The organism is Kitasatospora misakiensis, assembly GCF_042656005.1.
In the GTDB taxonomy this organism is placed as follows: Bacteria; Actinomycetota; Actinomycetes; order Streptomycetales; family Streptomycetaceae; genus Kitasatospora; species Kitasatospora misakiensis.
The window spans coordinates 328,526-350,896 of sequence record NZ_JBHSOF010000002.1; the positions used below are offsets into that span (position 1 = coordinate 328,526).

Here is a 22,371-nt window from a genome sequence, read left to right on the forward strand (position 1 = left end):
TCTACGCGGTACGACCGGCGAACCGGACAACGGGGCCCGCTCCGCCCCGCCCCCCGCCGTCCGCCGCAGGTCAGTCGTCGACGACGACCAGGTGACCGCCGGGGACCCGGGTGGCGAGCTCCTTCCAGAAGCCGGCCCGGATCGCGTAGCGGTCGTGCTCGTCGATCTGGTCGTCCTTGTGCGCGAGCAGCCCGAACCGGGCGGCGTAGCGCAGCAGCTCGCCGTCGACCCGGTGCGGGATCCGCGGGTAGTCGGGCCACAGGACGGTGAGCCGTTCGACGTCGCCGATCCGGGTGGTCCAGCGGCGGGCGAAGACCTGGCCCACCTCGTGGGCGTCGCCCCCGATGGAGGTGATGTCCTCCTCGCGATCGGCCCAGCGCTGTTCGGCGGTGGTGACCTGGGCGAGGGTGGGCAGGCCGTCGCCGGCGGTGACGGCGGGTTCCTGGACGGGGCGCTCGATCCAGCCCCGGTCGGAGGACCAGCGCAGCACCGGGCCGGTCTGCTGGCGGTCGGTGGCGGTGGCCTGCCGGTCGGCGCTGCGCCCGGCGAGGTCCTTGGGGGTGGGGACGACCTTGAGCCCGGTGGCGGCGGCCGGCTGGGCGCGTCCGTTGACGGCCGGGACGGCCGCCGCGGCGACGGCGACGGCTGCGGCGGGGGCCCCGGCGGCGGGGCGGCCGGGCACCGGGGTGGCGGGCAGCGGGCCGGGCAACGGGCCGGGCAGGCCGGCCGGGGGCGCGGCGGGCGGGGCGGCGAGGATCTTGGCGATCTCGTGCCGGGCCCCGGGGGCGGGGAAGACGCTGGAGGTGTCGCGCAGGGTGAACGACCCCTCGATCCACTCGCGGTCCAGCACCCGCCGTTCGTCGGCCTCGGCGACGAGGTCCTCGGACTGGTTGAAGTCGCCGTCGGCGGCCTGGAGCGCCCAGAGATGGACGACGACGCCGTGCTCCTTGGCGGACATCATGCCGGGCAGCAGGTCCCCGTCGCCGGTGATCAGCACGACGTCGGCGCAGGCCCGGTTGCGGGCGAGTTCGGAGAGTTCGGCGTGCATCGCGGCGTCGACTCCCTTCTGCACCCAGCGGCCCTCGGCCCGGGTGAGCGCGCCCAGCCGGACGGTGACCCGGGGCAGTACGCGCAGCCGCCGGTGCTCGGGCATCGGGCGGCGCTCGGGCGCGGCGTCGAACCAGTAGATCCGCAGCAGCGGGAGGCCGGTCTCGGCCTCGGCGCGCTCGCGCAGGGCGGCGATCAGCGCGATGTGGTCGACGGTGACCTTGGAACGGGACGGGTCGCCGGCGAGCAGGCTGGCGGCGGCGCCCAGCAGGTATCCGGCGTCCACCAGGACGACACAGCGGTCCATCGCGCACCTCTTTCCGCTCGCCCTCGGGGTGGGGCTCCGCCGGGCCGGCGGTGCCGGGGTGGGCGCGCTCCGCCCGTCGTTCCGGGCGGGGTGGGGTGAGGGGGTGCCCCCAGCCGCCCGATCGTTGGGTCACCTTTTCCCCCTGACCCGCCCGCCGAACCTCGGGCTTTTGTCGCTGTCCGGCAACAGGCCGAAGGGCCCCGTCCGGGAGCGGACGGGGCCCTTCGGCGCGACGCGGCGGGTCAGCCCCGGAGTTCGGCGGCGACCAGCTCGGCCAGCTGGACGGCGTTGAGGGCGGCGCCCTTGCGCAGGTTGTCGTTGGAGATGAACAGCGACAGGCCGTGCTCGACCGTCTCGTCGGCCCGGATGCGGCCGACGTAGCTCGGGTCCCGGCCGGCGGCCTGGAGCGGGGTGGGGATCTCGCTCAGCTCGACGCCGGGGGCGGCGGCGAGCAGCTCGGCCGCGCGCTCGGGGCTGATCGGGCGCTCGAAGCGGGCGTTGATCTGCAGCGAGTGGCCGGAGAAGACCGGGACGCGCACGCAGGTGCCGGCCACCTTGAGCGCGGGGATGCCGAGGATCTTGCGGCTCTCGTGGCGGAGCTTCTGCTCCTCGTCGGTCTCGTTGGAGCCGTCCTCGACGATCGAGCCGGCCAGCGGGAGGACGTTGAAGGCGATCGGGCGCTTGTAGACCTTGGGCTCGGGGAAGTCCACCGCCGAGCCGTCGTGGGCCAGCGCGGCGGCGCCGTCGACGACCTTGGACGCCTGGTCCTGGAGCTCGGCCACGCCGGCCACGCCGCTGCCGGAGACGGCCTGGTAGGTGGAGACGACGAGGGCGGCGAGGCCGGCCTCCTCGTGCAGCGGGCGCAGCACGGGCATGGCGGCCATCGTGGTGCAGTTCGGGTTGGCGATGATGCCCTTGGGGCGGTCGGCGATCGCCTCCGGGTTGACCTCGGAGACGACCAGCGGGACCTCGGGGTCGCGGCGCCAGGCGGAGGAGTTGTCGATGACGACGGCCCCGGCGGCGGCGACCCTGGGGGCGAGCTCCTTGGAGGTGGCGCCGCCGGCGGAGAAGATCACGATGTCCAGGCCGGTGTAGTCGGCCGTGGCCGCGTCCTCGACGGTGACCTCGGTGCCCTGCCAGGGCAGGGTGCGCCCGGCCGAGCGGGCCGAGGCGAACAGCCGCAACTGCTCCACCGGGAGGTTGCGCTCGGCCAGGATCTCGCGGACCACGCCGCCGACCTGACCGGTGGCCCCGACAATACCGATCTTCATCCGACTACTCCTCTTGCTATCGCTGTTCACAGCCGCACTCCGCCCATCATGCCTTGTCACGGGCATCGGCCGACCGGGTATTTCACCCTGTGGTCATCAGTGGTCCAGACCACTAACCAGCTCCAGCGCCCGCGCGACCTCCGCCGGCCCGGCCGGCAGCAGCGGCAGCCGGACGTCCGGCGTCGGAATCCGCCCCTGCGCGTGCAGCACCCCCTTCACCACCGCCGGGTTCGGCGCCGCGAAGGCCGCCACCGCCAGCGCGGCCAGCCGGTGGCCCAGCGCCCGGGCGCGCACCGCGTCCCCGGCCCGCCAGGCCTCGGCCAGCTCGACATGGCGCGCGGTGGCCAGGTGGGCGGAGGCCAGGATGCCGCCGTCCGCACCCAGCGCCAGCAGCGGCGCGAGCACCGCGTCGTCCCCGCCCAGCACCGAGAACCCGGCCGGCGCCGCGGCCAGCAGCTCCACCGCCGCCTGGTCCACCCCGCCCGTCGCGTACTTGACGCCCACCACCCCGGGCACCGCGGCCAGCTCCAGCAGCGCGGCGCCGGACAGCCCCTGCCCCGTCCGGTACGGGATGTGGTAGACGACCAGCGGCACCGAACTCGCCGCGGCCAGCGCCCGGAAGTGCGCCACCGTCCCGGCCTCGCCCGGCCGGACGAAGGACGGCACGGTGACCAGCGCGCCCGCCACCCCCGGCACCCGCCCGGCGAGCCCGGCCAGCTCCTCGGCGGCCCCGGCGGTGCCCGGCCCGCCCGCGCCGACCAGCAGCGGCACCCCGCGGTCGGCGCAGACCGCCGCGCAGACCCCGGCCACCGCGCTCCGCTCGGCCGCGGTCAGCGCGGCCGGCTCGCCGGTGGTGCCGAGCGCCACCAGCCCGGCCGCGCCGTCGTCCAGCAGCGAGCCGGCCAGCTTCTCCAGCGCGTCCAGCGCCACTGAGCCGTCGGCCGCGAACGGGGTGACCAGGGGGACGAAAATGCCCTTGAGTTCCATGCCCACGATCCTGCGGCCGGGCAATCCCGCAGGTCCAGTTCATCTTTCTGACGCTTCTCGTAAGCTGAGCCGATGCTCGACGTCCGACGCCTGCGCCTGCTGCGCGAACTCGCCCACCTCGGCACCATCGCCGCCGTCGCCGAGGCGCTCAGCTTCAGCCCCTCGGCGGTCTCCCAGCAGCTGTCCGTCCTGGAGAAGGAGGCCGGCGTCCCGCTGCTCGAACGCACCGGCCGCCGGGTCGCCCTCACCCCGGCCGGCCGCAACCTGGTCCGGCACGCCGAGGCCGTACTGGAGCGGCTGGAGCAGGCGGACGCCGAACTCGCCCACGCCCGCGAGGGCCTGGCCGGCCCGCTGCGGATCGGCACCTACCCGTCGGCGGCCCGCGCGATCGTCCCCGCCGTCCTCGCCGAACTGGCCGGCTGGCACCCGGGGTTGGAGCCGATGGTCACCGAGGCCGACCCGGCCGCGGTCGCGCCGGCGCTGCGCGCGGGCGAGCTGGACGTGGCGCTGGTGCACGAGTACGACCTGGTCCCGGCCGACCCGGAGCCCGGCCTGGCGGTGACCCGGCCGATCTTCAGCGAGCCGATGTACCTCGCGGCCCGCGCCCCCGGCGGCGTCGCCGACCAGCGCGCCGAGCCGTGGATCCTCGCGCCGCCGGGCACCCTCTGCCACGCCATGGCCGTCCGCGCCTGCGAGAGCGCCGGCTTCGCGCCCCGGATCCGGCACCGGATCGACGACTTCGCCACCGTGCTCGCCCTGGTCGCGGCCGGCCAGGGGGTGGCGCTGGTCCCCCACCTCGGCATCGACCGGCCGCCGGCCGGGGTCGTCCTCACCCGGCTGCCGATATACCGCCGTACCCGCGCCGCCTTCCGGGCCGGCGCCGGGGCGCACCCCGCGATCTCCGCCTTCGTCTCGGCCCTGCACACGGCCGTCCCCGCCCCGCTGCGCAACTCGGCCTGAGGCCTGAGCGGGGCGTACGTCGGGGGCCCACCGTTCGACGGGCCCCCGACGTACGTTCGTCAACCCGCCAGGCAGCTCGGCCCGAGCAGCTGCTTCAGGTCGCCGAACAGCGCCGGGTCCGACTTCACCCGGTGCCGGTCCAGCCGCAGCACCGTCGTCCGGTCCCGCGCCTCCAGCCGGACCCGGACCTCCGTCGTCCCCCGGTGGCTGCTCAGCACCTCGCCGAGCCGCGCCACCAGCGGCGGCGTCACCTTCCCGGTCGGGATGTTGATGACGATCGGCGCCTCGGCGTGCGCGTTCGACAGGTCGGGGACGGACAGCTCCATGCCCATCAGCCGCGGCACGTCCTCCCGCTTGTCCAGCTTGCCGCGGACGAACACCACCGCGTCCTCGACCAGTTGCGAGGACACCAGCTGGTAGCTGGCCGGGAAGAACATGCAGTCGATCGAGCCCGCGAGGTCCTCGACCGTCGCGATCGCCCAGGCGTTGCCCTGCTTGGTCATCTTCCGCTGGAGGCCCGAGATGATGCCGCCGATGGTGACGATCGTCCCGTCCGGCCGCTCCGCGAGGTCGGCCACCGCGCAGTCCGCCCGGTCGGCGAGGACGTGCTCGATGCCGTGCAGGGGGTGCGAGGAGACGTACAGGCCGAGCATCTCCCGCTCCTGGGTGAGCAGGAAGGCCTTCTCCCACTCCTCCTCGGAGAAGACCACGTCCAGCCCGAAGCTCGGCTCGTCGCTCGTCGCGTCGCCGCCGAAGAGGTCGAACTGGCCCTCGGCCTCCTTGCGCTTGATGCCGACCACGTTGTCGATCATCGGCTCGAACTGCGCGGTCAGGCCCTTGCGGGTGTGCCCGAGCGAGTCGAAGGAACCGGCCTTGATCAGCGATTCGACGGTCCGCTTGTTGCAGACCACCGACTCCACCTTCTCCAGGAAGTCCGGGAAGGAGGAGAACTTCCCCTTCGTCCTGCGGGTCCGGATCATCGACTCGACGACCGGCCCGCCGACGTTGCGGATGGCGGTCAGGCCGAACCGCACCGTGGTGTCCCCGTGCGGGGTGAAGTCCGCGTCCGACTCGTTCACGTCCGGCGGCAGGACGTTGATGCCCATCTTCCGGCACTCGTTGAGGTAGACCGCCGACTTGTCCTTGTCGTCCTTGACCGAGGTGAGCAGGCCGGACATGTACTCGGCCGGGTAGTTGGCCTTGAGGTACGCCGTCCAGTACGAGACCAGCCCGTACCCCGCGGTGTGGGCCTTGTTGAACGCGTAGCCGGAGAAGGGGACGAGGACGTCCCAGACCGCCTGGATCGCCGCGTCCGAGTAACCGCGCTCCCGGCAGCCCTTCTGGAACGGGACGAACTCGGCCTCCAGGATCTCCTTCTTCTTCTTGCCCATCGCGCGGCGCAGCAGGTCGGCCTGGCCGAGCGAGTAGCCGGCCAGGATCTGCGCGGCCTTCTGCACCTGCTCCTGGTAGACGATCAGGCCGTAGGTGGGCCGGAGCACCTCCTCCAGGGGCTGCTCCAGCTCCGGGTGGATCGGGGTGATCTCCTGCTGCCCGTTCTTGCGCAGCGCGTAGTTGGTGTGGGAGTTGACGCCCATCGGGCCGGGCCGGTACAGCGCCAGTACGGCGGAGATGTCCTCGAAGTTGTCGGGCTTCATCAGCCGCAGCAGCGAGCGCATCGGGCCGCCGTCGAGCTGGAAGACGCCGAGCGTGTCGCCGCGGGCCAGGAGTTCGTAGGTCGGCTTGTCGTCGAGCGGCAGCTGGAGCAGCTCGATCTTCTCGCCCTTGTTCCGCTCGATCGCCTTGACGGCGTCGTCCATGATCGTCAGGTTGCGCAGGCCGAGGAAGTCCATCTTGAGAAGGCCGAGGCCCTCACAGGTGGGGTAGTCGAACTGCGTGATGGTGACGCCGTCGGTGTGCCGGGTCCAGACCGGGATGTGGTCGGTGAGCGGCTCGGCGGACATGATGACGCCGGCCGCGTGCACACCGGGCTGACGGATCAGGCCCTCGATGCCGCGCGCGGTGTCGATGACCTTCCGCACGTCGGGGTCGTTCTCGTACAGCCCGCGGATCTCGCCGGCCTCGCTGTAGCGCGGGTGGCCGCTGTCGGTGATGCCGGACAGCGGGATGCCCTTGCCCATGACGTCCGGCGGCATCGCCTTGGTGATCCGGTCGCCCATCGCGTAGGGGTAACCGAGGACCCGCGAGGAGTCCTTGATGGCGGCCTTCGCCTTGATGGTGCCGTAGGTGACGATCATGGCGACCTTGTCGGACCCCCACTTCTCCGTCACGTACCGGATCACGTCACCGCGCCGGCGCTCGTCGAAGTCGATGTCGACATCGGGCATGGAGATGCGCTCGGGGTTGAGGAAGCGCTCGAAGATCAGACCGTGCGGGATCGGGTCGAGGTCGGTGATGCCCATCGCGTACGCGACCAGCGAGCCGGCCGCCGAACCACGGCCGGGGCCCACCGCGATGCCCTGCCCCTTCGCCCACATGATGAAGTCGGCGACCACGAGGAAGTACGCCGGGAACCCCATCTGGATGATGGTGTCCATCTCGTACTCGGCGAGCTTCTTGTGCTCCTCGTCGTACCCGCCCGGGAAGCGCCAGTCCATGCCCTCCCAGACCTTGGACTTGAAGAAGTCCGCCTCGGACTCGAAGCCCTCCGGGATCGGGAAGCGCGGCATCAGGTTGCGGAACTCGAACATGCCGGCGGTGTCGACCCGCTCGGCCACCAGCAGCCGGCTGTTGCGGCAGCCCTCCTGCCAGGCGTCCGACTGGTCCAGCGCGTACATCTCGGCGGCCGACTTGATGTAGTAGCCGGTGCCGTCGAACCGGAAGCGGTCCGGGTCGGAGAGGTTCTTGCCGGTCTGCACGCAGAGCAGCAGGTCGTGGGCGCCGGCGTCGGCCTCGGTGGTGTAGTGCGAGTCGTTGGTGACGACCGGCGGGATGTCGAGCTTCCGGCCGATCTCGATCAGCCCGTCGCGGACCCGCTTCTCGATGTCGAGGCCGTGGTCCATCAGCTCCAGGAAGTAGTTCTCCTTGCCGAAGATCTCCTGGTACTCGCCGGCCGACCGCAGCGCCTCGTCGAACTGCCCGAGGCGCAGCCGGGTCTGCAGCTCGCCGGAGGGGCAGCCGGTGGTGGCCATCAGACCGCCGGACAGCTCGGAGATCAGCTCCTTGTCCATCCGGGGCCACTTGACCAGCCAGCCCTCGGAGTACGAGCGCGAGGTCAGCTTGAAGAGGTTGTGCAGGCCCTCCTTGTTCCGGGCCCAGATCGTCTTGTGGGTGTAGGCACCGGACGCCGAGACGTCGTCCTTCTTCTGGTGCGGCTGGCCCCACAGGATGCGCTTGGTGTTCGAGCGGGACTCCGGGGCGACGTACGCCTCGATGCCGATCACCGGGGTGATACCGGCGCCGGTGGCCTGCTTGTGGAACTCGGCCGCCCCGTACATGTTGCCGTGGTCGGTCATCGCGACATGGGTCTGCCCCAGCCGCTCGACCTCCTTGAACATCTGCTTCAGCCGGGCTGCACCGTCCAGCATCGAGTACTCGGTGTGGACGTGCAGGTGCGCGAACGGCTGATCGCTCAAGGCGGGGCCTCCGTAGGCTCGTGCTGGCAGGTGGGCCGGCGAACGCGCAGGTCACAGAGGGTGCCCGGAAACAGTTGCGGCCCGAGCCACTCACGGGGCCCGGACCAGCACTCACACGCTCACGCTCCTACTCTAGCCTCCTGAGGCAGCGTTGTTCCCGGCCACCCGCCGAGCCCGAAGGATCCCAAATGTCCCATCAGCCGTCCCCCGCCACCGACCGTGCCGAGGCCATCCTCGGCGTCTTCGAGACGGCCTTCGGCGACCTCCTCGCCCAGGACCCGGCGGCCTTCCGGGTGAAGTTCCGCAAGATGGCGGCCTCCGCCTTCGCCTTCTACCGGGGCACCGCCGCCCTCTACTACGCGGACCTCACCACCGCGCCGTTCGATTCCTTCGGCGCGCCCTTCCTCGACGACCGCACCGGCCGCGTCTGGATCCACGGCGACCTGCACGCGGAGAACTTCGGCACCTACCTCAACGCCGAGGGCCGCCTCGTCTTCAACGTCAACGACTTCGACGAGGCCTACGTCGGCGCCTTCACCTGGGACGTCCAGCGCCTCGCCGCCTCGCTCGCCCTGATCGGCTACGCCAAGGCGCTCTCCGACGACACGATCACCGAACTGGTGACCGCCTTCGCCGAGGCCTACCGGGCCCGGATCGCCGCCCACGTCACCTCCGGCGACGCCGACCCGTACACCCTGGACACCGCCACCGGCCCGGTCCTCGCCACCCTCCGGCAGGCCCGCCTCCAGACCCGGGTGTCCCTGCTGGACGGCGACACCGTGATCGAGGGCTACGACCGCCGCTTCCGCCTCGGCGGCGGCGCGATCGAGCTGGACGAGCCCACCAAGGCCGAGGTGCTGGCCGCCTTCGAGGCCTACCTGTCCACCCTCCCCGCCTCCTCCCGCGTCACCCCGACCGCCCTGCGGGTCAAGGACGTCGTCGGCCGCCGCGGCATCGGCATCGGCTCGGCGGGCCTGCCCTCCTACAACGTGTTGCTGGAGGGCCACACCGACGCCCTCGAGAACGACGTGATCATCTACATGAAGCAGGGCCAGACCCCCGCCGTGTCGCGCCACGTCACCGACCCCGCCATCGCCGGCTACTTCCAGCACGAGGGCCACCGGACGGTGATCTCCCAGCGCGCCCTCCAGTCCCACAGCGACCCGTGGCTCGGCTACACCACCCTGCGCGGCCGCGGCCAGCTGGTCGCCGAGGTGTCGCCGTACGCGGCCGACCTCGACTGGCGGGACCTCAACGAACTGCCCGACCTGCTCGCCGTCACCGAGTACCTGGGCCGGGCCACCGCCACCATGCACGCGGCGGCGGATGAATCGTCCAGCGGCCACACCCTGGTCCCGTTCTCCACCGAGCACGCCATCCACGAGGCCATCGCCCACGACGAGGCCGGCTTCACGGCGATGCTCGTCGACTTCGCCCACACCTACGGAGCCCGCGCCCGCGCCGACCACCAGCTCTTCGTCGACCTCTACCGCAACGGCCGCATCCCGGGCCTCTAACCCCTACCCGGTCAGGGCCGCCAACCGCTCCCGCGCGGCGGCCCTGACCTCTGCCGTCTCCAACTCGTCGTCCCGGAGGTACACCAACCTCCCCCGCACCGCCGGTTGATCCGGAGCCCGCTCGACCCCCAGCAACCGGGCGTCCTCCTCACAGTCCCAAAGACACTCCACGTACACCGACTCCAACCCCGTCGGGTCGATCTCCCTCAACGCCTCCAGGTAGCTCACCCGCTCGTAGGAGTGCGGCGTCCGCAGCCAGAACCGCCTGAGCAGCGACACCGCCCCCCGCGCCTCGGCCCCGAACCGCGCCAACCCGTCGGCCGTCCGCTTCGGCCCGCACCACCGCCGCTCCACCCAGTCCCGCTCCAGGTCCGCGACCAGTACAGGGATGTCCTCGACCTCCCCGCACTCGGCCAGCACATTGCGGCCCCGCAGCCTCAACCACTCCGGCTCCGTCACAGCAGCCCACTCCCGCGCGGCGGGCAGCGCCAGCGCCCCGAGCTTGTCGACCACTCCGACCAGCGGCCACAGGATGTACTTCCCGTCCGCTGTGCCCAGCGACGGCACCAGCGGGATCACCCCGGGCTCCGGCCCCCGATGATCGATCACGTCGAGCGCGGCGGTCTTCCGCTCATCCGACTCCTCGGGGTCCGCCAGCAACTTCAGCAACCCGGCGTTGTCGACCTCCGCCAACGGCTTCGGCCCCCGGGGCCCGCTCACCGGACGCGGCCCGGCCAGCCCCCCACCGGTGCCAAGGATCGGCCCACAGCTCCGCCCGGCCCCGGTCGCCCAGGCGCTCACGGGCCATCTCCTCCAGGTCGTCCCACCACTCCACTGGCCAGCGGCGTGCCATCTCCTCCAGCGCGGCGACCCAGTGCTCCCCCTCCCCCACGTACGCCCGCAAGACCTCCCGGGCCTCCCCCGACCCGTCCAGCGCCAGCAGCGCCAGCACTCGGGCAGCCCGCTCGCTCGACTCCTCCCCCGCTCCGAGCCCCTCCGCCACCGGCCCGAGCGGCAACTCCAAGTCCCGCACCAGCCGGGCCAGATACAGCGCCCGCTGATCCACGGAGTCCCACCGCCAGTCCCACCGGATGCACCCGTGGACCAGCTCGGCAGCAGCGGCCGGATCCTCGGCGGCCATCCGCGCCCCGAGTCCCCGCCCCCGCTGCACCAACCCGATCAACGACCCCGCCGGCGCATACCGCCCGTCATTCATCACCATCCCCCCATCCTCCCCTCCACCCCGGGGCGTTCAGCAACCGAATACATCCACCCAGGCGCAGACCGCCTTCCCCTCCGCCAACGGCTCCCGCCACACCCGCCGCCCGAAGAACCCCGGGTGCGATTCACTGACCCGAATCACCACCCTGCCCTCCGTGGCCATCCAAAGGGAGACGCCGACAATTTGCCCGCCGGCATCGCATTGGTCACCAGCTCTGTGACGACCAGCTCCACCCCAAGGAGTCGTGCAGCCCAATCCCCCAGGGCGGGAGAAGTCCCCGTTCAGCGGTGGCAGCGACAACTGCGTGGAGTTCGGCACCGTCGGCCAGTTCATCACCATCCGCGAATCCAAGAACCCCACACAGACCCCGCTGCTCTACACCCCCGCCGAAATCGGCGCCCTCCTCGACGGCGCGAAGTCCGGCGCCTTCGACCACCTGCGCTGATTCACGGCCGCCTTCGTCGCACACGACGAAGGCGGCCGAACCCCTTGCACAGGAAGTCGGCCAGCCCGACTTCCTGTGCAAGGGAGAGCAACCTCAGCCGGCCTATTCGTCCAGCTCGTCCAGGAAGCCCAACGCAGGCACGTCCTACACGGCTACCGAACGGATCATGGCGGCCCACGCGTTGGACTCGGCGAACGAGGTTGTGGCACGAATCGAAACAGCACCGCAGCCGCGGCGAATCCGGGGGCCCTCGCTGGGTCGGCCGACTACCTCAACCGCTTCCGCCTCGAAACCCCGCCCCACGACGACGTCGACCTCGGCCGGCTCCTGATGTTCCTCCTCAGGAGACTCGACTCCACCGCCTGGTTCGACAACGACGCTCAGAGCTTCGAAGCCGCCTGGGACAGCGCAAGACCCCGGACGCCCGAACCCGAGGGGACGACCCCGACGCCCCGAAGGCCAACACCCTGATCCCCGCCAGCAACCTGCTCGTGGTCGACGACAGCGGCGCCATCCTGCTGCAGCGCCGTCGCGACACCGGCCAGTGGGCGCTGCCGCGTGGAGCGCAGGACATCGGCGAGACCGCCGCCCATCGAGCGCCTGCGACACCCGGATCCCCCGCGCAGAAAGTCGACCACGCCGACTTCCTGCGCAGGGCACGGCACCCTCAGGCGGACTCTTCGTCCAGCTCCGTCAGGAAGGCCAGGGCCACCGCCCAGGTCTGGTCCGCCGCCTCGGCGTCGTAGTCGGGGAGGTCCTCGTCCGTGAAGACGTGGCCGGCGCCGTGGTAGCGGTGGATCTCGACGTCGGTGCCGATCTTGCGCATGTTGAGGTACCAGGCGTTCAGCCAGTCCTCCGGCTCGAACGGGTCCGGCTCGGCGACGTGCAGGTGGACGGGGATCGAGCTGGCCGCATCCTCGCGGATGTCCGAGGTGCCGTGCAGGAGGAGCAGGCCGCGCGCGTTCTCGTCGGCGAGTGCGAGGTTCTGGGCGAGCGCGCCGCCGAGGGAGAAGCCCGCGTAGACGAGGGTGGCGCCGGAGGCGAGCAGCGGGGCGGCCGCGGCCACGGCCCGGCGCAGCAGTTCGTCGCTGCCGACCTCCTCCTTGTACGCCATGCCCGCCTCGATGTCGTCGAAGGTCTTCCCCTCGAAGAGGTCGGGGGTGTGCACGGTGTGCCCGGCGGCGCGCAGCCGGTCGGCGGCGGTGTGGACGGCGGGACGCAGGCCGTACACGGAGTGCAGGAGCAGGATCTGGGCCACGAGAACAAACTTCCTTGCTGCGGAAGGGGGACCGCCCCATCATCGCGCATGTCCGCCGGGTGACCGTGACCACCCGGCGAAGTGGCGGGACGTCACGCGCCGGTGAATCGGCGACGAACAGTCAGTCCGACATATGGAACCCCTCGTTACCCGCCGGTAGCCTGTCGGCCGTGACTGACCTTGTCAATGACATGACCGCCGCCCGCCCCCACCGCCGCCAGGTGCTGAAGGCCACCGCCGTGGTCGCGGGCGCCGCCGCCCTGCCGCTCTCCCTCGGCGCGGCCGCCCAGGCCGCCACCGCCCCCCGGTTCCTGCACGGCGTCGCCTCGGGCGACCCGCTCCCCGACGGCATACTCCTCTGGACCCGGGTCACCCCGGCCCCCGAGGCCGTCCCCGGCTCCGGCCTCGGCGCCGACACCGAGGTCCGCTGGGAGCTCGCCGCCGACAAGGGCTTCACCCGGATCGCCGCGAGCGGCACCGTGACCAGCAGCGCCGCCACCGACCACACCGTCAAGGTGGACGTCCGCGGCCTCACCCCGGACACCGCCTACTGGTACCGCTTCTCCGCCGGCGCCGTGACCTCCCCCGACGCCGTGACCTCCCCCGTCGCCCGCACCCGCACCACCCCGGCCGCCGACGCCGCCGTCGACAGACTCCGCTTCGGCGTGGCCTCCTGCGCCAACTGGGAGGCCGGCTACTTCTCCGCGTACCGCCACCTGGCGGCCCGCGGCGACCTCGACGCCTTCCTCTTCCTCGGCGACTACATCTACGAGTACAAGAGCGGCGAGTTCTGCGCCCGGGGCTCCGTGGTCCGCCCGCACGCCCCCGCCCACGAGATCCTCACCCTCGCCGACTACCGCACCCGGCACGGCCGTTACAAGACGGACGAGGACCTCCAGGCGCTGCACGCGCAGGTCCCGACCATCGCGATCTGGGACGACCACGAGTTCGCCAACGACGCCTGGTCCGGCGGCGCCGAGAACCACACCCCGGGCACCGAGGGCGACTGGACGGCCCGGATGGCCGCCGCCAAGCAGGCCTACTTCGAGTGGATGCCGGTCCGCCCGTCCATCGCCGGCACCACCTACCGCCGGCTGCGCTACGGCAGGCTCGCCGACCTGCACCTGATGGACCAGCGCTCGTTCCGCTCCCAGCAGGTCAAGGTCGGCAACGGCGAGGTCGACTCGGCCGACCGCACCCTCACCGGCCGCGCCCAGATGGACTGGCTGAAGTCCGGCCTCGCCGCCTCCGACACCACCTGGCGCCTGATCGGCAACGAGGTGATGATCTCCCCGGTCGCCCTCTTCTCGCTGCCGGACTACCTGCTGCGCCCGCTGGCCAAGCTGCTCGGCCTGCCCGGCGAGGGCCTGGCGATCAACACCGACCAGTGGGACGGCTACACCCACGACCGCCGCGAGCTGCTCGACCACCTCCGGACGAACGGGATCACCAACACCGTCTTCCTGACCGGCGACATCCACTCGGCCTGGGCCGCGGACGTCCCGAACGAGGCCGCCACCTACCCGCTGTCGGGCAGCGTCGCCACCGAGTTCGTGGTCACCTCGGTCACCTCGGACAACATCGACGACATCCTCAAGGTCGCGCCGCAGACCCTCTCGCTGGTCGCCGCCGCCGCGATCAAGGGCGCCAACCGCCACATCCAGTGGGTCGACCTCGACTCGCACGGCTACGGCGTCCTGGAGGTCACCCCCGCCCAGACGCAGATGGACTACTTCGTCCTCTCCGACCGGACCCGCAAGGACGCCACCACCAAGTGGTCGCGCTCCTACCGCACCAGGTCCGGCACCCAGCAGATCGAGCGGGTCCACTCCCCCGTCAAGTAGCCCCCGTCAAGTAACCGCCTCGCCCCCGTCAAGTAGCCACCGCACGGAGGAACCCGCCCGCCGGTCAACGGCGGGCGGGTTCGCGCTTCCTCCGGGTGATCATCGGCGACGCCCCCGGCCCCGGCTCGTTGGTCGGACGGACAGCCCACATCACCCGTAAGGAGCAGCACCCATGAACCGCGCCACCCTCGCCACCACCGCCCTCGCCCTCACCCTCGGCTCCGCCACGCTCGCCGCCGCCACCCCGGCCGGCGCCGCCGGCCCGCAGGTCCCGATCAAGGGCGCGGCCACCCTCTGCCTCACCCCCGCCGCCGACCAGGCGCTCGCCGCCCAGGGCGTCGAGCTCGAAGCCACCGCCCCGGCGACGCTCGACACCACCGGCCCGACTCCGTGCGTCACCACGCCGGTCACCTCGGGTGCCGTCTCCCTCGACCTGGCCTCCGGCGGTGCCCCGATGGACGGCGCGCTCGCCTTCGTCCGCACCGCCGACGGCCGCCGCGCCGACTTCACCGAGCTGTTCAGCCACCTGGCCACCCGCACCATCACGGCCACCACCGCCGTCGACCACGGCACCCCCGCCCCGGTCGACTTCCTCACCTACACCGTCTCCGTCGACCACGTCCGGGTCAACCTGTCCGGCATCGACGCGGCCGGCCTGCCGATGAAGCTCGCCCCGGGCGGTGCGCAGACCCTCCAGGAAGCCTTCGGCGCCACCCCGGTCGCCGTCGGCGAGCCGCTGTTCACCATCGACGGCCACGCGGACCTGCTCCGCAGCGTCCTCGCCGTCCCGGTCGGCCTCACCGGCTGACAGCCCCCGAAGAGGCCGACCAGGCTGACGGACGACCAGGCTGACGGACGACCGGGAGTCCGACGGACCGCTACGACGCCCTACGACACCACGTCCTTGCGCGCGAACCCGCGGAAGGCCAGCGCCAGCAGCACCACCGCGTAGGACAGCGACAGCGAGACGCCCTGCACCATGCCGCCCCACTCCATCCGCGGCTGCAGGGCGTCCGCCCACGCGTACTGCCAGTGCGCCGGGAGCCAGCCCCGCAGGTCGCCGAGCGCCGTGATCGCGTCCAGCACCCCGGTGACGATCGAGGCGAACACCGCCCCGCCGACCGCGCCCAGCGGCGCGTCCGTGGCGGTGGAGAGCCAGAACGCCAGCGCGGCGATCACCACCTCGCTCAGGAACACGAACGCCACCGCGACCGCCAGCCTGGGCAGCGCCTCCCCGGCGGTCAGGCTCGCCCCGGCCGGCAGCTTCAGGTCCCCCCAGCCGTACGCCGCGGTGCCGACCGCCAGGCCGACCAGCGGCAGCAGCATCACGGCCGCCGCCGAGAACAGCAGCCCGACCAGGAACTTGCGCATCAGCAGCCGCGCCCGCGGCACCGGCGCGGCCAGCAGGTACCGCAGCGAGGACCAGCTGGCCTCCGAGGCCACCGTGTCGCCGCAGAACAGCGCGACCGGGATCACCAGCATGAAGCCGGTGCCCATGAAGAGCATGGTGGCGGCGAAGTTCGGCCCGGAGGAGGTCGCGAGCTCGATGAACGTGGTCCGGTCGGTCCGCCCCGGCGTGCCGGCCACGGCGAAGGCCGCCAGCACGATCAGCGGCATCGCGGCCAGCACCCCGCCGATCACCATCGTGCGGCGCCGCCGCAGCTGGCGGACCACCTCGACCCGGAACGGCAGGGTCCGCCCCGGCCGGTACCCGACCGCGTGATCGGACGACACCTCAGCAACCGCAGCGCTCACGCCGCACCTCCGATCAGCGACAGGAACGCGTCCTCCAGCCGGCGCTGCGCCCCGGCCGACTCCACCGGCACACCGAGCCGCACCAGCTCGGCCAGCAGCTGGCTGGGCGCCATGCCCTCCAGCCGGACGAGCAGCCCGCCCTCCACCGCCTCCGCCGCGCCGACCCCGGCCAGCGCGCCGACCTTGTCGGCCGCCGCGGCCAGCTCCGCCGCGCCGAACGAGGCGTCGGTGCCGATCAGCAGCTGCCCGCCCGCGCCGACGATCTCCGCGACGGCGCCGGTGGTGACCAGCCGACCGCGGTCCATCACCACCAGGTCGGTGCAGCTCTGCTCGACCTCGGCCAGCAGGTGGCTGGAGACGATGACGGTCCGGCCGGCCGCCGCGTACCGGATCATCACCTCGCGCATCTCACGGATCTGCGGCGGGTCGAGTCCGTTGGTCGGCTCGTCGAGGATCAGCAGGTCCGGCAGCCCGAGCATGGCCTGGGCGATCGCCAGCCGCTGCCGCATGCCCTGCGAGTAGGTGCGCACCGCCCGGTCCAGCGCCTCGCCGAGCCCGGCGATGGCCAGCGCCTCCGCCAGGTGCGCGTCCGCCTCCGGCCGGCCGGTGGCCTGCCAGTACAGCCGCAGGTTGGCCCGCCCGGTGAGGTGCGGCAGGAAGCCCGCGCCCTCGACGAAGGCACCCACCCGGGAGAGCACCGGCGCACCGGGCCGGACGCGGTGGCCGAAGATCCTGATCTCGCCGGCGTCCGGCCGGATCAGGCCCATCAGCATCCGCAGGGTGGTGGTCTTGCCGGCGCCGTTCGGGCCGAGCAGGCCGAGCACCTGCCCCTGCTCCACCCGGAAGCCCAGGTCGCGGACGGCGTAGCGGTCGGCGGCGCCCTTGTAGCGCTTGCTCAGGCCGGTGATCTGCAGCGGCACCCCGGCGAGCGCCGGGTCGTACGCCGGTCCGTGCGCCCGGCGCCCGGCCCGGGCGGCGCGCAGCCGCGGCAGCAGCACCAGCCCGACGGCCAGCGCGAGCGCGACCAGCGGCAGCACCCAGGTCCGGGAGGGCAGCGGCGCGGCCTCGGTGACCAGCCCGTCGACGGTCGGCAGGGTCACCGGTCCGGTGACGGCCGCCCGGTAGGTGGCGGGTTCGACGGGCGAGGCGTACGCGAGGTCGGTGGAGGCGAGCACCAGCCGCAGCCGGTGCCCGGCGTCGAAGGTGTGGTCGACGGTGGGCAGCGCCACCGTGACGTCCCTCCCCCCGGGCGCGTCCGCCCCGGTCACCCGCAGCGGGGCGGAGAGTTGCTGCGGCAGGCTCTGCTTGCCGTCCGGGGCTACGTCGTACAGCTTGGCGAAGAGCACCGCGTCCGGCCGGTCGGCCCGTACCCGCAGCGGCACGGTCGGCTGCCCGGTGAGGTGCACCGAGGCGCCCAGCGGCGCCGACTCGAAGGCGGCGTACTGTCCGGGGAAGTCCAGCGCGAGCCCGGCGCCCAGCGCGGACGCCTGCCCGAGCAGGCCGCCGAGGCCCGGCACCGCGGAGATGTTGGACGGCGCGCCGCCGGCCGGGTTCGCGAAGGTCTGCTCGGGTCCACCGGTGGGGGACTTCAGCTCGAACTGCCGCGAGCCGGTGCCGCCCAGGCCCGGGTAGCGGTCGGCGGTGGCGCCGCGCAGCACCGCCTGGAAGCCCGTCGAGTCGACCCCGCCGGTCCTGGTCACCCGGAACGCCGCGCCGGTGTCGCCGCCCGTCGAGCCGCCGCGCTTCAGGTAGTGGTCGAACCAGCCCGTCACCCGGTCGTCCACCCGGTCGCTGGTGTCGGTCGCGCCGTCGTGCCCGCCCGCGAACCAGTCGACCGCCACCGGGGCGCCGTTGGCGGCCACCGCCCGGGCGATCGCGTCGCCCTGGTCGAGCGGGAACAGCGAGTCCTGCTGGCCCTGGATCACCAGCGTGGGCGCCTTCAGCCGGTCCGCGACCGAGGAGGGGCTGGACCGGTCGAGCAGGGCGACGGCCTCCGGATCGGCGTGCCCGGCGGTCGCCACCCGGTCGTACATCCGGCACAGCTCGTCCAGGAACCGCCCGCAGCCGACCTGTCCGGCGCCCTGCTCGGGGGCGAGGGCCGGGCGCGCCGCGCCGCCGGACGGGCCGAGCTCGCCCACCGAACCGGTGGTGAAGAAGATCCCGGACCACAGCTTCTTGAACACGCCGTCGACCGCGCCCGAGCCGCGCACCCCCTGGGGGAACAGCGCGTCGGCCAGGTTCCACCAGGTGATCGAGGAGGCGACCGCGTCGATCCGGGGGTCGTAGGCGGAGCCGAGCAGCGCCACCGCGCCGCCGTAGGAGGCACCGGTGATGCCCACCCGCGGGTCACCGGGACCGTCCAGCTGCACCTCGGGGCGCTGGGCCAGCCAGTCGACCAGGTGCTTGACGTCCTCGACCTCGCGGTCCGGCGCGTTCAGCCCGATCTTCCCGCCGGAGCGCCCGAAGCCGCGCGCCGACCAGGTCAGCACCGCGTACCCCTGCCGGGCGAGCTTCTGGGCACGCTCGCGCTCGCCCTCCTTGGAGCCGCCGAAGCCGTGCCCGAGCAGGACGGCCGGGCGGGGGCTGCTGCCGGTGGTGAAGAAGGAGGTGTCGAGCTGGACGACCTGGTCGCTGCCCGGTGTCTCGGCCATCGCGAGGAAACGATCCTCCTGGCGGACGGACTGTTCGCCCCCGTCCGCGACGGCCACCGCCGTCCCGACTCCGGCCACGGCCACCAGGGCCACCGCCCCGGCCACCAGTCTCCGTCCGGCGACCGTCCCACGGCCTCGCCACCGGCGCCACGCCCCACCGAGCTCCATGGGCGTGATCGTAGCCGCCCCCGGAGTAGGCGTCCGATAAAAGCACCGCGGGCGGCGGACGATAGGGGCCCCTAGCGCGGGCCCGGACACGACTCCGCCGCCCAGCCCGGGCGGGCGTGAGCGGCGGAGCAGCGACTAAAGCAAGCGACTAAAGCAAGCGACTAAGGCAAGCGACTGAAGCAGGCGGCTACAGCACCCGGGTCATCGTCCGGTGCGGGATGCCGGCGTCGTCGTAGACCGGCCCCTCCGCCGCGTACCCGAGCCGCTCGTAGAACCCGAGCGCCTGCACCTGGGCGTGCAGCTCCACCTCGCGGGCCCCGCGCGCCAGGCCTGCGGCCTCGACGGCCCGCACCAGCTCGGCGCCGAGCCCGGTCCCCCGCGCCGTCTTCAGCACGGCGAGCCGGCCGAGCAGCACCCGCCCGTCGACACCGCCGGTGATCCGGAGCGCCTGGTCCCCGAAGATCAGCCGGGCCGTCCCAACGCCCTCACCCTCCGGGCCGACCGCCAGCAGGTGCTCCGAGGTGGGGTCGAGGTCGTCCCACTCCTCCTCCTCGGCGATCCCCTGCTCGACGATGAACACCTCCCGCCGGACCTCGTGCACCAGCGCGAGGTCCGCCTCCCCCCGCGCGATCCGGATCGTCACCGTCATGCCGGCTCTCCTCAGCTCTCCGAAGCGATGATGTCCAGCGCCTTCCGCAGGTCCGCGGGGTACTCGCTGGAGAACTGCACCCAGCCGCCGTCCGAGGGGTGCTCGAAGCCGAGCGACACGGCGTGCAGCCACTGCCGGGTCAGGCCCAGCCGCTTGGCGAGCGTCGGGTCGGCCCCGTAGGTGAGGTCGCCGACGCAGGGGTGGCGCAGCGCGGACATGTGCACCCGGATCTGGTGGGTGCGGCCGGTCTCCAGCTTGATGTCCATCAGCGACGCGGCCCGGTAGGCCTCGATGAGGTCGTAGTGGGTGACGGAGGGCTTGCCCTCGCGGGTGACGGCCCACTTCCAGTCGGAGCTGGGGTGGCGCCCGATCGGCGCGTCCACCGTGCCGCTGAGCGGGTCCGGGTGGCCCTGGACCAGGGTGTGGTACTTCTTCTCGGTCACCCGGTCGTGGAACTGCCGCTTGAGGTCGGTGTAGGCACGCTCCGACTTGGCCACCACCATCAGCCCGGAGGTGCCGACGTCGAGCCGGTGCACGATGCCCTGGCGCTCGGCGGCGCCGGAGGTGGAGATCCGGTAGCCGGCGGCGGCCAGCCCGCCGATCACGGTCGGGCCGGTCCAGCCGGGGCTGGGGTGGGCGGCGACGCCGACCGGCTTGTCGACGAGCACGATGTCCTCGTCGTCGTGGACGATGCGCATGCCCTCGACCGGCTCGGCGACGATCCGCACGGGTGCGGCGGGGGCGGGGATCTCGACCTCCAGCCAGGATCCGGCGGTCACCCGGTCCGACTTGCCGGCGACGGCGCCGTCGAGCGTCACCTTGCCCTCGGCGGCCAGTTCGGCGGCCTTGGTCCGGGAGAAGCCGAACATCCGGGCGAGGGCGGCGTCGAGGCGTTCGCCCTCCAGGCCGTCGGGAACGGGGAGGCTGCGGGTCTGCGCTGCGGTACTCACCCGTACGAGTATGCCGGACGCGCGGGCCCCCGCCCGCGCCCTGCCGGGGGCGCTACTCCGCCCCGCCGGCCTTCCCGGCCTTCTCGGCCCTGTCGTGCTTGTCGCTCTTGTCGTGCTTGTCCGCCTGCTGGTGCACGGTGCCGTCCGGGTTGCTGCCGCGGAAGGAGAGCAGGACGACCAGGATGCCGCCGCAGACGATCGCCGAGTCGGCGAGGTTGAAGACCGCGAAGTGCTGGACGGAGATGAAGTCGACCACGTGCCCGCGGAAGACGCCGGGCGAGCGGAACAGCCGGTCGGTGAGGTTGCCGAGCGCCCCGCCGAGCAGCAGGCCGAGCGCGATCGCCCAGGGCAGGCTGTACAGCCGCCGGGCGATCCGCCAGATCACCACGATGACGGCCGAGGCGATCATGGTGAACACGACGGTCAGCGCCTGCCCCATGCCGAAGGCGGCGCCGGAGTTGCGGATCACCTGGAAGGTCATCACATCGCCGATCACCTTGATCGCCGAGTGGTTCTCCAGCCGCGCCACGACCAGCAGCTTGCTGCCGAGGTCGACGAGGAAGGCGACCAGGGCGACGGCCAGGAGCACGCCGATCCGCCTGCGCCCCTTCGGCGCATCGGGCGCATCAGGCGCGCCTGGCACGTCAGCCTCGGCCGGGGTGACCGCGGGCGCCCCGGCCCCCTCGGGGGCCTCCGGCCCCGCGGCCGCCCCGCCGCCGGGCCCGGCCGGGCCCGGCGCCACGACGTCGGCGGGCGTCGGGACGGACTCGTCCCGCGTCTGGGGAGAACCTTGCGTACTGATGATCAGCTCCGCTGCCGTCACATGGGGGGCCGATGGGCCGGTGGGAACCCGATCTCCGAGGGATCAGGCGACGTTACGGGGTCGAGCCTACGGCAAGCCCGACCCCTCGCGTCGTCCCGGGCGACCGCCCGGAGCCGTCGGCCGGACAGGGCCCAGCCGTCAGCGGCGTTCCTGCTTGGCCTTGCACTGGACGCAGAGCGTCGCCCGCGGGAAGGCCTGCATCCGCGCCTTGCCGATGGCCTGGCCGCAGGACTCGCAGATGCCGAATCCGACGCCCTCCAGCCGGGCCAGCGCGTGCTCGGTCTGGGCGAGGCTGTCGCGGGCGTTGTTGGCCAGGGCCAGCTCGCTCTCCCGCGAGATGTTCTTCGTCCCGGCGTCCACCTGGTCGTCGCCGGCCCCGTCGTTGGAGTCGCGCATCAGACCGGTGATGGCCGCCTCGGCCGCGTCGATCTCGTGCTGGAGCCGCTCCAGCTCGCTGATCAGCTCGGCGTGCAGCTCGTGCACCTCCTCGGAGGTCCACGGGTCCTCGCCGGGGCGGACCGGCAGCTCGGCCGGGTCGACCGACTCGGCGCCCGCCGGACGCGCGGCGGTCCCGGCCGGGGCCGGGGTACGGGTGCGGCCCGGGGCCACGAGAGTGGTGTCGGTGGTGTTCTTGCGCCGTGCGGTAGTGGTCACGGTCCCCTCCCCTGGATCGCCTGCCACGGCCTTGCGTGCCCGCTTGGTGGCGGTACCCGCGCCGGTTGCCTTCTCAGCCATGGCTTCGACCCCATCTACGAACGAATCGAGCCGCCGGTTCCCGGCGGCCTCCAGTGCCGGAACGATAATCCCGATCAAAAATGGTCACAACATGACATACCGACGCCTCACAATGATCCCACCCAGCCAGCCGCCACAGGCGACACGCCCAGCACGCCGAACAGAGTTGTGCCCCCCGCGCGGGCGCGC

General features: G+C 72.7%; 18 protein-coding genes and 1 pseudogene. 6 read left to right on the forward strand and 13 right to left on the reverse strand.

The features are described from left to right. Positions 1–70 precede the first annotated feature (70 nt). The 3 genes from ACFP3U_RS03390 to ACFP3U_RS03400 all read right to left on the reverse strand — a co-directional run bounded on the left by ACFP3U_RS03390 (position 71) and on the right by ACFP3U_RS03400 (position 3,612). Complete coding sequence (locus tag ACFP3U_RS03390) at positions 71–1,354, reverse strand: NYN domain-containing protein (protein ID WP_380223613.1); 1,284 nt, start codon at positions 1,352–1,354, stop codon at positions 71–73. 242 nt (positions 1,355–1,596) lie between these two features. Continuing rightward, positions 1,597–2,625: an aspartate-semialdehyde dehydrogenase gene (locus ACFP3U_RS03395; RefSeq protein ID WP_380223614.1), complete on the reverse strand. Its 1,029-nt coding sequence runs from the start codon at positions 2,623–2,625 to the stop codon at positions 1,597–1,599. Between the two features lie 96 nt (positions 2,626–2,721). Next, a complete protein-coding gene (locus ACFP3U_RS03400) occupies positions 2,722–3,612 on the reverse strand; it encodes a dihydrodipicolinate synthase family protein (RefSeq protein WP_380223615.1) in 891 nt (296 codons plus the stop codon). A 72-nt stretch (positions 3,613–3,684) separates the two neighbouring features. On the opposite strand from ACFP3U_RS03400, the gene ACFP3U_RS03405 reads away from it, so the two are divergent. Further along, the gene (locus ACFP3U_RS03405) at positions 3,685–4,572 is read left to right on the forward strand and encodes a LysR family transcriptional regulator (protein WP_380223616.1); all 888 of its coding nucleotides are present in this window, start codon (positions 3,685–3,687) and stop codon (positions 4,570–4,572) included. Positions 4,573–4,631: 59 nt separating this feature from the next. Here the strand turns inward: ACFP3U_RS03405 and dnaE are convergent, their stop codons facing one another. Beyond that, a complete protein-coding gene (gene dnaE, locus ACFP3U_RS03410; protein ID WP_380223617.1) occupies positions 4,632–8,165 on the reverse strand; it encodes a DNA polymerase III subunit alpha in 3,534 nt (1,177 codons plus the stop codon). A gap of 188 nt (positions 8,166–8,353) precedes the next feature. Here dnaE and ACFP3U_RS03415 point away from each other — a divergent pair, with 188 nt between their 5' ends. Beyond that, on the forward strand, positions 8,354–9,682 hold the full coding sequence (locus ACFP3U_RS03415) for a DUF2252 domain-containing protein (protein ID WP_380223619.1): 1,329 nt from the start codon (positions 8,354–8,356) through the stop codon (positions 9,680–9,682). 3 nt (positions 9,683–9,685) lie between these two features. Here the strand turns inward: ACFP3U_RS03415 and ACFP3U_RS03420 are convergent, their stop codons facing one another. Together ACFP3U_RS03420 and ACFP3U_RS03425 are read right to left on the reverse strand one after the other, a co-directional pair. Further along, entirely contained in the window at positions 9,686–10,351 is a 666-nt protein-coding gene (locus ACFP3U_RS03420; protein ID WP_380223620.1) for a hypothetical protein, read from the reverse strand. Further along, complete coding sequence (locus ACFP3U_RS03425) at positions 10,314–10,904, reverse strand: hypothetical protein (protein WP_380223621.1); 591 nt, start codon at positions 10,902–10,904, stop codon at positions 10,314–10,316. Before ACFP3U_RS03425 ends, ACFP3U_RS03420 begins: the two co-directional genes overlap by 38 nt. Before the next feature lie 244 nt (positions 10,905–11,148). On the opposite strand from ACFP3U_RS03425, the gene ACFP3U_RS03430 reads away from it, so the two are divergent. Together ACFP3U_RS03430 and ACFP3U_RS03435 are read left to right on the forward strand one after the other, a co-directional pair. Then, on the forward strand, positions 11,149–11,349 hold the full coding sequence (locus tag ACFP3U_RS03430) for a DUF397 domain-containing protein (protein WP_380223622.1): 201 nt from the start codon (positions 11,149–11,151) through the stop codon (positions 11,347–11,349). A gap of 398 nt (positions 11,350–11,747) precedes the next feature. Next, a pseudogene (locus tag ACFP3U_RS03435) lies at positions 11,748–11,948 on the forward strand (hypothetical protein); the annotation flags it as partial. 68 nt (positions 11,949–12,016) lie between these two features. Here the strand turns inward: ACFP3U_RS03435 and ACFP3U_RS03440 are convergent. Then, positions 12,017–12,607 carry a dienelactone hydrolase family protein gene (locus ACFP3U_RS03440; RefSeq protein WP_380223623.1) on the reverse strand — a complete coding sequence of 197 codons (591 nt, stop codon included), beginning with the start codon at positions 12,605–12,607 and terminating at the stop codon, positions 12,017–12,019. 191 nt (positions 12,608–12,798) lie between these two features. Between ACFP3U_RS03440 and ACFP3U_RS03445 the strand changes: the two genes are divergently transcribed. Both ACFP3U_RS03445 and ACFP3U_RS03450 read left to right on the forward strand, forming a co-directional pair. After that, positions 12,799–14,451: an alkaline phosphatase D family protein gene (locus tag ACFP3U_RS03445; protein ID WP_380223720.1), complete on the forward strand. Its 1,653-nt coding sequence runs from the start codon at positions 12,799–12,801 to the stop codon at positions 14,449–14,451. A gap of 172 nt (positions 14,452–14,623) precedes the next feature. Beyond that, positions 14,624–15,259, forward strand: coding sequence for a hypothetical protein (locus ACFP3U_RS03450; protein ID WP_380223624.1), 636 nt, complete (start codon positions 14,624–14,626; stop codon positions 15,257–15,259). A gap of 80 nt (positions 15,260–15,339) precedes the next feature. Here the strand turns inward: ACFP3U_RS03450 and ACFP3U_RS03455 are convergent, their stop codons facing one another. The 6 genes from ACFP3U_RS03455 to ACFP3U_RS03480 form a co-directional block, all read right to left on the reverse strand. Then, positions 15,340–16,206 carry an ABC transporter permease gene (locus ACFP3U_RS03455; RefSeq protein ID WP_380223625.1) on the reverse strand — a complete coding sequence of 289 codons (867 nt, stop codon included), beginning with the start codon at positions 16,204–16,206 and terminating at the stop codon, positions 15,340–15,342. Next, positions 16,203–19,025: an alpha/beta fold hydrolase gene (locus tag ACFP3U_RS03460; RefSeq protein ID WP_380223626.1), complete on the reverse strand. Its 2,823-nt coding sequence runs from the start codon at positions 19,023–19,025 to the stop codon at positions 16,203–16,205. Before ACFP3U_RS03460 ends, ACFP3U_RS03455 begins: the two co-directional genes overlap by 4 nt. Before the next feature lie 187 nt (positions 19,026–19,212). Next, positions 19,213–19,674 carry a GNAT family N-acetyltransferase gene (locus tag ACFP3U_RS03465; RefSeq protein ID WP_380223627.1) on the reverse strand — a complete coding sequence of 154 codons (462 nt, stop codon included), beginning with the start codon at positions 19,672–19,674 and terminating at the stop codon, positions 19,213–19,215. Positions 19,675–19,685: 11 nt separating this feature from the next. Further along, a complete protein-coding gene (locus tag ACFP3U_RS03470) occupies positions 19,686–20,624 on the reverse strand; it encodes an RluA family pseudouridine synthase (RefSeq protein WP_380223628.1) in 939 nt (312 codons plus the stop codon). Between the two features lie 52 nt (positions 20,625–20,676). After that, positions 20,677–21,447, reverse strand: coding sequence for a signal peptidase II (lspA, locus tag ACFP3U_RS03475; RefSeq protein WP_380223629.1), 771 nt, complete (start codon positions 21,445–21,447; stop codon positions 20,677–20,679). Positions 21,448–21,585: 138 nt separating this feature from the next. After that, a complete protein-coding gene (locus ACFP3U_RS03480) occupies positions 21,586–22,101 on the reverse strand; it encodes a TraR/DksA family transcriptional regulator (RefSeq protein WP_380223630.1) in 516 nt (171 codons plus the stop codon). Positions 22,102–22,371: the final 270 nt, after the last annotated feature.